The sequence below is a fragment of the Priestia sp. YIM B13489 genome, from assembly GCF_042787645.1.
In the GTDB taxonomy this organism is placed as follows: domain Bacteria; phylum Bacillota; class Bacilli; order Bacillales; family Bacillaceae_H; genus Priestia; species Priestia megaterium.
The window spans coordinates 1109468-1122827 of the sequence record NZ_JBHZOQ010000053.1; the positions used below are offsets into that span (position 1 = coordinate 1109468).

Consider the following 13360-nt stretch of genomic DNA (forward strand, 5'->3'; position numbering starts at 1 on the left):
TTACACCCTATATAGATTAACTATTAGATACATAATTAGATACATAACTAGATACATAATTCAGATACAGTATTTGAAAAATGATAAACCAAAGAACGGATTTATCATTTTTCGATTTAATTTTTTTACATATTCGAGTGTTATTCAGTTTTACATATTAAGCGTTTATTAAACTAAATCAAATTTATCAAAAGGACGGTAATCAATTATGGAAAATTTAAATAATCAATTCTATGTGTACAGTGTTGATACTGCTGCTTTTTATCATGTTGGAGCTGAACAAACTATTCATGCAGAAGAATTAAGAACTTATAACTTACGCAAAAAAGTAAGTGAATTAATTAAGAACGAAGCAGTTATCAAAGAAAGCAAAAAGGAAATCAAAGGTGAAGTAAAATTAATTAATGACAATAAGACTTTTGTAAGAGTTATGAATAAGAAAAAGTTAAAACGTATTGTACTAATTAGAAAAGGTATCAAATTCTTAACTAAACGTATTGATAAAATCAAAGCACAATTGAAAGATGCATTAGGTGAAAGTGAAGGAATGCGTACTTTACGTTCATCATCATTATTAGATAAACAACGCTCAGGATTATTCGACAGTGTATTAAGTCGTACATTAGGAATCAAAGCAAAGTCAACTACAACTGATATTATTATTGTTCAGTCTTATTATGAGAAAGTATTAGAGGACTTAATCAAGCAAGGATTTGTTAATGAAGACGGAGAGCAATACGTATTCTATAGCGCATTTGCTGGACAAATCAGACAAAAGAAAAATATCTTCCTAAAGAAATCTGTATGGGATGAACATCAAAAGTCGTTAATGTGTGGTTTAACTGTAGATGATATCAATGCAAAAGGTGGCATGAATATCAATAAATTCTTAGCTTACTTAGCTTTATCAAACAGTGCTACATCAGAATGGAAAGACTTTAACATTGATCACTGTATTGTAGTTGATGATATGGAAACTAATGTATCAGCTATCTTTGATGTAATTGACACTGAGAATTTTACAATTGACCACGATAAACGTAAAGGTGTAGATATTGAACATACAGACGGTTCGGGATTAATTTTGCCTAGCCTATCTGATAAAGCATTTATGGTAAGATTGCCATTTGTGAAAGGTCTGTTAATTCCAACACCATTTGATAAGTTTGCTAAAGAAGTAGCTGGAAATACGAAAGTAACTGATATCTACGGTAAAGAGTGGGATATTATTGAAGATAACGTGCAGATTATTTTTACAAAAAGTCAATTTAAGCTTTGGAAGTTCTACATTGACACTGAGAATAAAGAGAATAGTTGGAACAATTACAAGCAAGCCTTCAAGGACAATAAGTGTCAAGCAGGTAAATTGAATGAAGAGGAGTCAAAAGACAACTTTAGTGAAGCAGTAACTACATATCAAGTTCTTCAAACTCTTTACAATATGAAAAAGTCGGACTTAGAAGGCATTGCAGAAGAAACTAACAAATTCATTAAAGCAATCGGGCGAGAAAAAGAAGCAATGTTAAATCTTATGGGAGCAGATAATGCAAACACAAGAAAGAATGCTATGCAAGAAGCTATCTCAATCTATCCTGAATTGCTAAGTGATAAACATGTAAAGCAAACAATCAAAGCAACTAAAGCAAGTTTCGTTAAGAGAGCTAAGTCAGGCAAACTCAAAGTACAAGGAAAATACACATTCGTTTCACCAGATACTTATGCATTCTGTGAATGGTTGTTTCAAGGCAACAAGAATCCTGAAGGACTACTTAATGATGGCGAAGTATATTGTACATTATTTGAAGAAGGTAGACTTTGCTTAGAGCGATCACCTCACTTATTCTTAGAACATGCTTTACGTGATAATGTAATTGATGATAAGAAAAAAGAATGGTTTGTATCTAATGCAATCTATACGAGTTGTCTAGATGCTGTGTCACGTACCCTACAATTTGATAATGATGGTGATTCACTACTAGTCATTTCTTGTCCTAAATTTATCAAAATTGCCGAAGAACATATGGAAGGTATCAATCCATTGTACTACGAAATGAAAAAGGCAGAAGCAGAGCAAATCAAACCTGATTCAATCTACACTAGCTTGAAGGCGGCATACAAAGCTAATATCGGCACGATAAGTAACAAAATCACCAAAATCTTTAACAGTTCTGATAAAAAAGATATTAATGTAGATACTGTACGTTTACTTTGCTGCCTCAATAACTTTGAGATTGACTACGCAAAAACTTTATTTAAGCCAACTATTCCTACTAAAGCATTGAAGAAACAGCTTAATGCACCTGATAAACTTAAAGCACCGTACTTCTTCCAATATGCTAAAAAGAAAACTGAAAATCAAGTGGAAAAAATAAACGACAGTGTAGTGAATCAATTAGAACATGTGATTAAAGATACTAATGTTTTTTTTAAGAAAGTTGTAGGTGAAGTTGATTATAAATTGTTAATGAATGACTGTGAACGTAGAACTAATAATAAAATCATCGACCTATACACTAAATTAGATAGAAGTAAGAAATGGTTAATGTTAGAGCAAAAGAAAGCAGATATTAAGTCTTATAATAAACTTTGGATTTATGAACATATCAGAGAAGACCTACTCAAGATTAACAATGATCCATACCTTGTAGCTGATGTGCTTGTTAAGCACCTATTCCACACTAAAAATAGTGCTCATAAAACAACATTATGGGAATCATTTGGTGGAGAGATTCTAAATAGCTTATACAAGAATTTAAATAAGTCTAAGGTATGTGTGGATTGTGATAAGAAGTTTATTCCAACTACTAAACGCCAAGATAGATGTTCAGAGTGTAAGAAGAAGCATGATGCTAAATTAGCAAGAGAACGTCAAAGAAAGAGTCGTGCAAAGAAAGCAAAAGAAAAAGTGTCACGCTGAAAAAGAGCCTGTGAACCCTTATATAACGGGGTTTATGGGCTTTTTATAATTTATTAACTATTATTTTATTCTATGAAATCCTTATGGCTGTAAGGCTGAGAGGTGTTTTTAAGAGGTTAAAAGATAATACCTCTTTAGAGGAAGGGGATAGTTAAAGTACACTAAACAGGACTACTCTTTCTCTTTTATTTAAAAAATGTTATAAAACCCCTGATTATTAATTCTTATACTCAGTATATATGATTAATAATTGTGAGTCAACTGTTTTTAATAAACTTTTTTTACTCACGTTTTTTCGTTTACTGTGATTGGGCTTCATCTCCCAAAACCATTCTTTTTATTAGTAGTAAAAGGCTAGGAGTATGGGAACTCCTAGTCTATTTCTTTTTAAAAAGTTGGTTCAATGAAATCTAATCAGAGTATACGAGAGTGTACTACTAATACATAGAATGGATGATTTTAAATGATGAAAAAAGATTTAAAGGAAGAGATTGTCTCAAGACAAAGAAGAACACGAAAGTATCGAAAAAATGTAAATGAGCCTTCGGTATGTGGAGTTGGATATATCGGAGAGGGGATGTTTGACCCAAGGAAAGACGTAGAGATTTACAAAAGATGGGTATCTATGTTAATGCGTTGTTATTCAGCTAAATTTAAAGAAGCTCACCCTACATATCAAGACGCAGTTTGCGATCCTAAATTTCATTCCTTTCAATTTTTTGCACAATGGTGGGAAGACAACTATTACAGTGTAGAAGGTGAAAGAATGGAGCTTGATAAGGATATCAAAATTAAGGGAAATAAAATGTATGGTCCTGAAACGTGCTTGATTGTACCAAAGTCAATTAATACACTTTTTGTCAAGTGTGATGCCAGAAGAGGGGAATTACCTATAGGTCTTCGCTTCGACCCTTCATCGAAGAAGAACCCGTATATGGCTAAGTGCTGTAGTGGAGGAAAACAAGTTTACTTAGGTAACTATGATAATTTAGAGAATGCTTTTAGTGCATATAAGATGTATAAAGAGGGCCTTATTAGGAAAATGGCCAATCAAAGCAAAAGTAACATACCTGAGGATTTATATCAAGCGATGATTAATTATGAAGTAGAAATTACCGATTGAGCATTAAAAAATAAAATACATATACAATACATAATTTGATTTAGTTACAAAGAATTACAAAATAACATAATAATACATATTTTTAGGTTTTAAAGCAGGTTCTACGTTTCTCTCTGTCGAATTTAGTAGATGGAGAGGAGGTGGAATACATATGAGTAATGAATTAGTATATCGAACTGATGAGCTTGAAAATGCAATTGATTATTTAGAGAAGGCTGCTGAGTTCTTTGAAAATAGAACTGATAAGCATAGATTTAAATGGTTAATGATTACTTTGCATGGAGCTTTGTATAGTTTTGGTATATGTAATATCCAAGGAACTAACCCTAGTGAAAGAGTATTTAAACCCTTAAAGATTTCTAAAGGCAAACTAGAAAAAATAAGACAAGAAAATAGTCAATTCATATTAGGCGATCAAACAGATGACCAAATTCTTAGTTATGCAAAATATATTCAAGGGGAAGTTTTACCTATAAAAGCTGTATTAAACCGATGTAAATCGAAAGAGTATATGATGCAACACTACGAAAGAAGTAAGGTGCTTTCACTTAAGCTCCACCAAGAAATTGCAATTGAAAAGCTAATCAGATATCGAAATGATTTTGCACATTTTAAACCATCGGCCTATGGAATTTCAGGGAGTTACGAGAAAGATATAGTAATACCTGTAGTAGAAGTAATTAAATTTCTAGCTTTAGAGTCCAATAATGTTAATTACTTTAATGTGGGGTTAGAAGAAAACGCAAGAAAAGCATTAAATAAATTTTATAATATGAGGTGATAGTTATGGGTTTAACTAAAAATGAAGTCCAAAACATTATTATTAAACACCTTGAAGAAAATCCAAAAACTCAATTAACGTCAATACGGCATAGTGTGGAACATGTTTTAGAATCAAGAGGTATTACTGGTAAACAAGTAAAAGGTGGACAATTTTTGAGAACAGAGTGGATTGAAAGAATTTCTGATGAAGATGCTTTGCTTATAAACGAAGTAATCTACGACCTATTGTACGGTAGAATCATTACCCCAGGTATTAATGCAGATAATTTAGAGCTTCCTTGGGTGCATGTATCAAGTTGGGAAAAGCTTAGTGCTTTAAAAGCGTCATATTGATTTTATAACAATTGGAGTTGGTGAATTAATGAGAAAGGCAACAATTATGAATCCTTCTGATGATGAGAAGGTCGCACTCTCTGAGTTTTCAATAAATGTTCATCATAAAAGTGGAAGAGTAATAAATTTAACATGTAACAACTATACTTATGATGATGTATTTGAATACATAAAAGAGCAATATGAATTTGATTTAGACTACATCGAGGAAATAACAATTAAAGTAAAGAAATGAAGCATCCAGAAGGATGCTTTTTTATTTTAAACAACAAAAAAACAAGCACCTATTAAGCACTTATCGAATATGAATAATAGTTTGTTTAGCAAGTTGTTGGCTAGGCATTAGTTCTAGGGAATATGCTACATCTTTTAACTCTGGGTTACTAGGTAAATCATAAGGATCTAGGGACTCAAAATGTAGAATTTGTTCATCTGTTAAAAGGTCAAGTGGGATACATACATCTACAATTGCTCTAATAATAGTTATACCTAGTTTTTTTGCTAAGTATGGTCTATGATTACCTCCATTACCAACGCAAAACTCACCATTAGGAAATAATGTTAGGTTAATATCCATGTGAGAGGAACCAGTTGTTACATATCCGTGAGTTTCTATTGATTTAAGAAGACGACTTAACTTTTCTTCAGACAAAACGTTGTCATGAGTCAAGCCTTTTATTCTTGAAACCGGCACCAGCATTGAGCCAACATGATGAGTTAAATAGTTTCTACCATAAATTTCTGTATAGTCATCATAAAATTGCCAGCCTGTATATTCAATCATCATAATCGCCTTCTTTACGTTTGTCGTTTCCTTTTTTGTAATTTTTCATATGTGAAGAAGCAGACGATAATTTTGACACAATGTAACCTTGTGGATCAGCACGCAGATTATTATTTTCAAGACTCTCAATTTTATCATTTGCAAACATGTTAGCAACTCTTGCTAGGTGATCAATTGTATCCATAAGTTCTGGATAATCATGATAATTAGAAATAGCAGTAGAGTGAATTTCTTGTAAATCATCACGAATCTTTTTTAAGGTTTCAATATCAAATCTGCTCATCAGTATCATCTCCCGTTGTCTTAAATACAATAAATAATATTAAGCCCATTGTGAAATTAGAACACAGTATCTACTTTTAATAATATCTAGAAAGGTTGGTTGTATAATGACCGATGAACTTTATCAGAAAATATTAGATGGAGAAATTAGTGATGAAGAGTTGTTACGTATCAATGAAGAAGAAGATGAACCTTTAACTGATAATCAAAGAATAATGTTGGTTGAATATTTAATGAGTTTGCAAGGGTTAACTAAGAATGAAGCTTATCAAATTGCTTTCAAGTACGTGGAATGAAAATATTCCTATAGTAATACATAAAGAAGGGTTATTACACTTTTTGTCGAAATTAAAGGCAGGAAGTTGGTGATTAGAGAATGAAAGTTAAATTTGATTTTAAAGTGCTAAATGTTATAGAAGAAAATGATATAAAGTCCTACATTGTGCAATGTTCAAGTGAGAATTTCCGACGTGTTATTAGAGCACGATATGATGGAAGTGTATATATACCAGATTACCATCAACAATTATGGGACATCCAATCTCATGAAAGAACAGTTCTTGATATTGGACTTGCCGATTTCATCATAAAAAATGAACAAAGAAAAAGATAGAGTGAGATTAATTGTATAGATAATAGATAGTTTTTCAATTTTTAGTTTGTAGTTGAATGCACTGCTAGTTGTACAGATTAGAATAGCTACTCTTTATAATTGTAGAAAAAGCATCCTTATACGCAAGGATGCTTTTCAAAGTGGATTTGTATTTCCGCTTCCAAAACTAGGCGTTGTAGTAGGCGTTGAATTAGATGACGTTGGAGTAGAAGTGTTTTGAGAGCCCGTTGCTGAATTTGAATTAGGACTTGCATTTGATCCTGAACTTGTTTGTGAATTGGAATTTGCGCTTGCACTTGTAGCAGGACATACTTGACCTACATTTCCAAAAATGAAAGTCCCTCCAGAAATGGAACCAATCGTAAGGGAATTGATTTTAGCTGCCATACGTTCTCATCCTTTCATCGATGAAGAAAATAGAATGTACATTAACATATGTTTAGCTTGTCAATTATGTATAGACGGGCTAGAGAAATAGGCGAGGTGGTCAATGTGATTTCAAAAATTAGAGGAGACAATTTTAGCTAAGTAACCCTTCATCATTTTCCCCAAGCATATGATACACACTAACAAAAAAGCCATCATACTTTAATAAAGGCTCTTGTTTACGAGTTGTATTAACACCTTTAAGACAAAGTAGGTGATTAAATGTTTTATTCTAATTTCTATACGCCTTTTAACTATACTTTCTACCCTTATTTCATGCCTTCCTTTGGACGTCCTACTGGATATGTACTGAATTCTAGTGGTGAAGTTGACAGTTGGTGGGGGAATTATCCATTGGGGTATCCTGCCAAGGCTCCGAAACTTGGGGGTGGAGGACAGTCGCCTATTTCGGGACCTGCCATACCTTTCAGTTTTAGGGGGTATTATTGAAGTAATAAGCATAAGGATACTGATTCATCAGTGTCCTTTTTTATTAAAAACAGGTGATTTGTCATTCTTTGTCGAACTAGTAGATGAAGAGGTGATACACATATGCTTAAATTTAAAGTTGTTTTTGAATTTATAAATGGCAGGACAAAGGAATTAAAATTTGAAGCCACATCAAAGAAAGAAGTTATTAGTCATATAACAAAACATGAAAAATTTGTTTCGAATGAAAAAGAGCTAGTGCATAGCAATTTAAATAATGTGGTGCAGTTTATAGTTACAGAAGAAAAAATAATAATAAGGTAAGAATAAATAACTTTTTGTCGAATAGAATAGACAAAAGGTGGTAATAGATATGGTCGATAAAAATTGGATTAATGCTTATGTTTCTAAAATTTCAGGAAAGCATTTCGAACTGTTAGTGGTTCAAGATATTATTGTTTCTTTCATTGAGATGTTAAATGTAAAGCTAAATGATAATCAACAGCCTAAAGCCAATTTTAATAAAGTGGAAAATGAAATTTCATTTCCAGACTGTTTAGTTTCTTTTAAAATCCAAGGATCTGTATTGAGCTTGAGGAAAGTTTTAAAATCTAACTATCAGGTTGCTGGTGGAATTAAAATTTTTGATACGGGTTTATCTTATCATTTGAAATCTGGCGCAGAGTTGATTGAAGAGGTTGAAAATATATCTGAAGCATTAGATAGGGCGCTAAGTTATTTACTTTTAGAGCTGAAATAAAAGTTAATATTTTTATAAGTTTAAGCTGCTCTAATTGGGTGGCTTTTTATTATGTCTAAATTACATAAATTGAAATATGTGCTAAATAATAAAAGGAAGAGGAAGGGTGATTAAAACACATCGTGCCTCGCAAGAGTCCTAAGATATGTAACACGGAGGAATGTAGAAAATTAACTTATGATACATATTGTGATAAGTGTAGGAAAGATACTCATCGAGAGTATAAAGAACAGCGAATAGATAAGAAAGAACAAGCCTTTTATTCTAGTATTTCATGGATTAAATTACGCAATAGGAAGAAGAGGTTAAACCCTTTATGCAAGGTCTGTCTTGAAGAAGGCAGGCTTACTCCTGTTGAAATAGTCCATCACCTTATAGAAGTGAAAGAGGATTGGAGTAAACGTTTATCAATAGACAATCTACAATTAGTATGTAAAGCACATCATCATAAAATTCACTTTGAAGTAGATGGTACTAAGTACACGAAGATTAAGAAGGTAAGAGAACATATGAGAGAAAGCAATGTTACTATTGTTAATGGGGCGGTAGGTAGTGGTAAAACTACTTATGTAAAAGAACATATGGAACATGGCGATCTAATATTAGATGTAGATTATTTATGGATGGCAGTAACAGTGGTGGATATGTATGATAAGCCACAACACTTAACGGATATAGTATTAGCTATGCGTAATGAAGCATGTAGAGTATTGCAGAGTAAGATGGATAAAGATATACGAGCATGGATTATTACTACTGCTAAAGATGTAGAGGAACTAAAGCGTATGTTTAATGCTACATTATTGAAAATATGATGATGGATTATATCAATCATAGAGTAAAAGAGGAAAAAGGGTGTAAGAGTAATGAAAAAGAAAAAGGAGTATAAGATTACAATGGAAGTCGTTCCATCAAAAAGAAAACGCACTTTAGAAGAACAAGAAGAGATTAGAAAGAAGTGTGTAAGTCTATATGTAGATGCCATAATAGATAAACTGATACTTGAGGGAAAGATTGACTTAAGCAAATTTATTGGTGAAAACAATGAAGAGGAAGAGTAATCTCAACAATTGTAAATAATGTGCAAGACTTCAAAACCTTGCACATTATTATTTTACTCCACATCATAAGAACTGGAAGCATCATCTGCTAAATTTTTAACTTCTTGACCTAGTGGTCTTCCGCCACACCGCTCTTCAAAAGTAACCTGTCGGTTAGATAAAATACGAGATAAACCTTCAGATGTCTCACTTTGAGGATCATTGCAAATGTCTTCCCCTAGTCGACTAGCAGTTTGATAATATTGTAGTACTTGAGAGTTATTTTCTAAAAGTGCATCTACGGTAAAGATTGTCATTAAATTTCCTCCTTCTGGATATATAGTTTTTTTAGTATACATTAAAATAATATAGGTAAAAAGAAATTTATTTTAAGTCAGAGAAAGAAATTTGAAGCAAAAACATATGAAAAAATAACAAAAAAATCCTTTTTTATGATAATATGTACTTATTAAGGGGCTGTTTGTTGTGGAAGAGCAATTGAAATCAAAGGAAATTAACATAGAAGTTAAACTTGAGCTTCTAAAGATATGTAATAACGTAATGAATAATACTTGCACCCCTAATGAATTAATCAAGGACTTAGAAAAATTAGTTAGTTGAATTAATTTATCAATTCAAGGTGATATTTTATAAAGGTTAAGTGGGTTAGGTGTGACGTCAATATAATTAGAAGAATTTTTATTGGGATTTTTTTCTTATTTCTATTGATAAAAAAACTATCTAAATGTACAATAGGCTTACAATATTATAACGGAACGTTGTTTTAACGGGGTTTGTACGTTTTAAGTAAGGTGATTTTTTGAATGATAAAAAACAAGTAGGTCAGCTGATTCAAGATCTGCGAAAGATTGCGGAAATGACAACTGTCGAGTTATCAGAAGGAATTTGTACTGAAGAAGAGCTACATCGATTTGAACAAGGTGAAATTCATGCAAGCAGTGAAGTTCTCTATCATTTATCGAAACGCTTAGGGGTTCCGATGAATTATTTCTTTGAAGCAGGAGAGCTAACGCCCAACGATTATTCAAAAGAAATTAAATCGACCATTAGGCATTATATACGAAAACGCGATTATGAAACCGTGTTACATATGGTGAACAAAGAAAAAGATAATCCTATGTTTCAAGATCCTTTTCATGCACAATTTTTCCTATGGCACGAAGCCATATGTGATTATTATATTGGAAATAAATTTGAACAAGCGCTTCGTAAATTGGAAAAAGCTATTGCGTTCACGCGTACGAGCGAACAGTTTTATTCAGAAAAAGAGATTGCTATTTTAAATAGTATTGCCATTATTTATGAAGAAGAAGGTCATTTAAAAAAAGCGTTCAGTACGTTTATGGAAGGGTTGCAGCATATTGCTTTGCTTCCTAAGTTAAAAGATCCTCTTGTTAAAATTCGAATTTTATATGGATTATCGCGTGCGCTTTTGCAAATGGAACGTTATGAAAAATCGGTTAAATATGCACAAGCAGGACTAGAGCTGTGTATTCAGCATGAGACGCTTTATTTATTAGGAGAACTGCACTATCAAATTGGAGAAGCACTCTGTCAGCTTGGTGAGCTTAAAGAAGGAATAGCCTACCTAGAAAAAGCTATTACTGTTTTTGAAATTGAACAAAATGAAGCTTTTGTGACCATTATTCAAGAAGAGATGTCTAAATATCAAGAAACAAAAAAGAAGAGCTGATCGCTCTTCTTTTTTTATCTCCAATACACTGGGTGTGGGTAAAATGGACGAGGACGAGGGTAAAAGTAAGGGGGGTGGTAATAAATGGGGCGAGGATAAGGGTAAGGATAAAATGGCCGAGGGCGAGGATATGGATAATAACCATAAGGGAATCTTTCGTCAGCTTCTTGGGGATTTGAATAATAATCATAGCCATATTGATACTCTTCTAAAGGTTGTTCCGGGTAATATTGATAATTCACTCTTTTCACCGCCTAAGTTTTTATGCTTTTTACTGTATTCATTATAGAAAGAATTGGAGTATGTACCCGTCAAACTTTTAATTTGAAAAAGGGGGGAGACGAGGATTATTTTGAAGATAAAAGCAAATTAGCTTTCCTTCTCGTTTTCTTGTAAGTTATCAGCATCGGGAAGGGTGGGATGTTCAAAGCTTTTAATAAAAGAAGCATAAGCAATCGTATCTTTAATAGGATTTACATAAGATAATGGTTGACCTCGATAGCTGAAATTAAATGTAATCCAAGCAAAATCTTTATTATTGTTAGAAATCAGTTTTGCATTATGTATAAAAGCAGATGCGGCAATCATCGCATCTGGGCCTTTAATTTTTTTATTGGATTCTATTTTAGCTTTTCTGCGAATTTGAGCTGCTAGCTGCGCAATTTCACTTGTAACGTCCACAATCTTATCTGTCATATCGTAAATATAATGATTTTTTACTGCTTTGACTTGAGGATTTGTTTCTACTTCCCAATGCGACAGAAGTTCCATTTGTACAACGGTAGGCATTAAAAATTCCGCATTATTTGAAATAAGTTCATTAATATATTCTACAACTTCTGGATAATTAAGCGCATGTGAAGCCCAAATGTTTGTATCAATGATTACTTTTTCACCCAACACAAATCGTTCACTCCTCTCTACTAGCCATTCGTACCAGCTCTTCTAACCCAAAAGGTGAGTAAAGAGCCGCAGATTCTGAAAGCTCATTGCTTAATAGAAGCTTTTCATATTTAGTTAATCTAGTTTTTGCAGATTTTATGAGCTTTTCTTGTGTGTCATTTAATGTTTTATCTTTTTTATCGTACGTGCGTAGAACTTTATTTTGAGGTTTGTATTTAAGATTTTTCTTCTGCATAGGGGTTGAGGGAGGTAATTGCGGCGAGGGTTGCGTATAAATTTTCCCATTTATTTTTAGGTTAAAGTGCTTCTGAACTTCCTTGCTGTATGTTCCTTTTTGGTTATCTACCAAGCGCTGTGCTTTCATGATATCCCTGCCTTTTATATAAATTTATATAGTATATGTGATGAAGTTTTCTCTTACTATTCCTTTTATATAAAAAGATTAAAAAATTAGCTTCCGGGAGTTATTAAATTAACTAATGTTTGCCTGGGGGGGGTATAATCTCAGCGAATACCGGACAAAGGTTTAAAAACATGATATCGTGTAAGAGAATAAATCAGTATCGGTTAGAGAAGGAACTACAAAAAAGGGGATGCAAAATGAAAACAGAAAAACAAAAAATGCTGGATGGAGAATTATACCTTTCCGCTGATCCGCAATTAATAAAAGAACGTGAAAACGCTCGAAGATTAACAAGGCTTTATAACCAAACAACAGAAAGGGAAGAAGAAAGACGTACAAACTTATTAAAAGAACTGTTTGGGTCTACGGGAAATTCTCTTTGCATAGAGCCTACTTTCCGCTGTGACTACGGTTCTAACATTCATGTTGGAGAAAATTTTTATGCTAACTTTGATTGCGTACTTTTAGATGTATGTGAAATAAGAATAGGAGATAATTGTTTTCTTGCACCAGGTGTACATATCTATACAGCAACTCATCCTTTGCATGCTCTTGAAAGAATTTCAGGAGCTGAGTTTGGAAAACGCGTAGAAATAGGAAATAACGTCTGGATTGGGGGGAGAGCCGTTATTAATCCTGGAGTGAAAATAGGCAACAATGCGGTAATTGCTTCGGGTGCCGTTGTGACAAAAAATGTTCCTGATAACGTGGTAGTCGGAGGCAATCCTGCAATTATAATCAAGCATATTGAAAATTAAAGAATAAACAAAGAGCTTTTGAATTGTAAAAGCTCTTTGTTTATACGATGTTTTATTGCCGATTTGGCTCGTCCTCATTTATAATGTTTTGG

General features: G+C 32.8%; 20 protein-coding genes. 14 read left to right on the forward strand and 6 right to left on the reverse strand.

The genetic code is table 11. The features are described 5' to 3' along the window. The first annotated feature begins 208 nt into the window (after positions 1–208). The 5 genes from ACFX4W_RS11490 (at position 209) to ACFX4W_RS11510 (ending at position 5391) form a co-directional block, all read left to right on the forward strand. A complete protein-coding gene (locus ACFX4W_RS11490; RefSeq protein ID WP_377559400.1) occupies positions 209–2917 on the forward strand; it encodes a hypothetical protein in 2709 nt (902 codons plus the stop codon). Positions 2918–3380: 463 nt separating this feature from the next. After that, a complete protein-coding gene (locus ACFX4W_RS11495) occupies positions 3381–4040 on the forward strand; it encodes a hypothetical protein (protein ID WP_377559401.1) in 660 nt (219 codons plus the stop codon). 151 nt (positions 4041–4191) lie between these two features. After that, positions 4192–4821, forward strand: a complete 630-nt coding sequence (locus tag ACFX4W_RS11500) for a hypothetical protein (RefSeq protein WP_377559402.1) — start codon at positions 4192–4194, stop codon at positions 4819–4821. A 5-nt stretch (positions 4822–4826) separates the two neighbouring features. Continuing rightward, positions 4827–5156: a hypothetical protein gene (locus ACFX4W_RS11505; protein ID WP_377559403.1), complete on the forward strand. Its 330-nt coding sequence runs from the start codon at positions 4827–4829 to the stop codon at positions 5154–5156. Positions 5157–5184: 28 nt separating this feature from the next. Next, a complete protein-coding gene (locus ACFX4W_RS11510) occupies positions 5185–5391 on the forward strand; it encodes a hypothetical protein (protein ID WP_377559405.1) in 207 nt (68 codons plus the stop codon). A gap of 60 nt (positions 5392–5451) precedes the next feature. Here the strand turns inward: ACFX4W_RS11510 and ACFX4W_RS11515 are convergent, their stop codons facing one another. After that, positions 5452–5940, reverse strand: coding sequence for a hypothetical protein (locus ACFX4W_RS11515; RefSeq protein ID WP_377559406.1), 489 nt, complete (start codon positions 5938–5940; stop codon positions 5452–5454). Next, positions 5933–6223, reverse strand: a complete 291-nt coding sequence (locus ACFX4W_RS11520; protein WP_377559407.1) for a hypothetical protein — start codon at positions 6221–6223, stop codon at positions 5933–5935. The genes ACFX4W_RS11515 and ACFX4W_RS11520 overlap by 8 nt, the downstream gene beginning before the upstream one ends. A 106-nt stretch (positions 6224–6329) precedes the next feature. On the opposite strand from ACFX4W_RS11520, the gene ACFX4W_RS11525 reads away from it, so the two are divergent. Together ACFX4W_RS11525 and ACFX4W_RS11530 are read left to right on the forward strand one after the other, a co-directional pair. Beyond that, positions 6330–6518 (forward strand): hypothetical protein, encoded by a 189-nt coding sequence (locus ACFX4W_RS11525; protein ID WP_303528831.1) that lies wholly within the window; start codon positions 6330–6332, stop codon positions 6516–6518. 80 nt (positions 6519–6598) lie between these two features. Then, positions 6599–6835 (forward strand): hypothetical protein, encoded by a 237-nt coding sequence (locus ACFX4W_RS11530; RefSeq protein ID WP_162214231.1) that lies wholly within the window; start codon positions 6599–6601, stop codon positions 6833–6835. 135 nt (positions 6836–6970) lie between these two features. Here the strand turns inward: ACFX4W_RS11530 and ACFX4W_RS11535 are convergent, their stop codons facing one another. Beyond that, the gene (locus ACFX4W_RS11535) at positions 6971–7222 is read right to left on the reverse strand and encodes a hypothetical protein (protein ID WP_162214232.1); all 252 of its coding nucleotides are present in this window, start codon (positions 7220–7222) and stop codon (positions 6971–6973) included. A 591-nt stretch (positions 7223–7813) separates the two neighbouring features. Here ACFX4W_RS11535 and ACFX4W_RS11540 point away from each other — a divergent pair. The 4 genes from ACFX4W_RS11540 to ACFX4W_RS11555 all read left to right on the forward strand — a co-directional run bounded on the left by ACFX4W_RS11540 (position 7814) and on the right by ACFX4W_RS11555 (position 9511). After that, positions 7814–8014: a hypothetical protein gene (locus tag ACFX4W_RS11540; RefSeq protein ID WP_043982413.1), complete on the forward strand. Its 201-nt coding sequence runs from the start codon at positions 7814–7816 to the stop codon at positions 8012–8014. 49 nt (positions 8015–8063) lie between these two features. Beyond that, positions 8064–8450 carry a hypothetical protein gene (locus ACFX4W_RS11545; RefSeq protein ID WP_043982414.1) on the forward strand — a complete coding sequence of 129 codons (387 nt, stop codon included), beginning with the start codon at positions 8064–8066 and terminating at the stop codon, positions 8448–8450. Positions 8451–8572: 122 nt separating this feature from the next. After that, a complete protein-coding gene (locus ACFX4W_RS11550) occupies positions 8573–9265 on the forward strand; it encodes an HNH endonuclease (RefSeq protein WP_052500355.1) in 693 nt (230 codons plus the stop codon). Between the two features lie 51 nt (positions 9266–9316). Next, complete coding sequence (locus ACFX4W_RS11555) at positions 9317–9511, forward strand: hypothetical protein (protein ID WP_043982415.1); 195 nt, start codon at positions 9317–9319, stop codon at positions 9509–9511. A gap of 53 nt (positions 9512–9564) precedes the next feature. Here ACFX4W_RS11555 and ACFX4W_RS11560 read toward each other — a convergent pair whose 3' ends face one another. Further along, a complete protein-coding gene (locus ACFX4W_RS11560; RefSeq protein ID WP_043982416.1) occupies positions 9565–9807 on the reverse strand; it encodes a hypothetical protein in 243 nt (80 codons plus the stop codon). A gap of 503 nt (positions 9808–10310) precedes the next feature. Here ACFX4W_RS11560 and ACFX4W_RS11565 point away from each other — a divergent pair. Beyond that, positions 10311–11204 (forward strand): helix-turn-helix domain-containing protein, encoded by an 894-nt coding sequence (locus ACFX4W_RS11565; RefSeq protein WP_013083112.1) that lies wholly within the window; start codon positions 10311–10313, stop codon positions 11202–11204. A gap of 43 nt (positions 11205–11247) precedes the next feature. Continuing rightward, a complete protein-coding gene (locus ACFX4W_RS11570) occupies positions 11248–11493 on the forward strand; it encodes a hypothetical protein (protein WP_043982417.1) in 246 nt (81 codons plus the stop codon). 80 nt (positions 11494–11573) lie between these two features. On the opposite strand, the gene ACFX4W_RS11575 is transcribed toward ACFX4W_RS11570, so the two are convergent. Together ACFX4W_RS11575 and ACFX4W_RS11580 are read right to left on the reverse strand one after the other, a co-directional pair. Next, a complete protein-coding gene (locus ACFX4W_RS11575) occupies positions 11574–12107 on the reverse strand; it encodes a PIN domain-containing protein (RefSeq protein WP_043982419.1) in 534 nt (177 codons plus the stop codon). 7 nt (positions 12108–12114) lie between these two features. After that, complete coding sequence (locus ACFX4W_RS11580) at positions 12115–12471, reverse strand: hypothetical protein (RefSeq protein WP_043982420.1); 357 nt, start codon at positions 12469–12471, stop codon at positions 12115–12117. 236 nt (positions 12472–12707) lie between these two features. On the opposite strand from ACFX4W_RS11580, the gene ACFX4W_RS11585 reads away from it, so the two are divergent. After that, positions 12708–13268, forward strand: a complete 561-nt coding sequence (locus tag ACFX4W_RS11585) for a maltose acetyltransferase domain-containing protein (protein WP_043982422.1) — start codon at positions 12708–12710, stop codon at positions 13266–13268. The last annotated feature ends 92 nt before the right edge of the window (positions 13269–13360 follow it).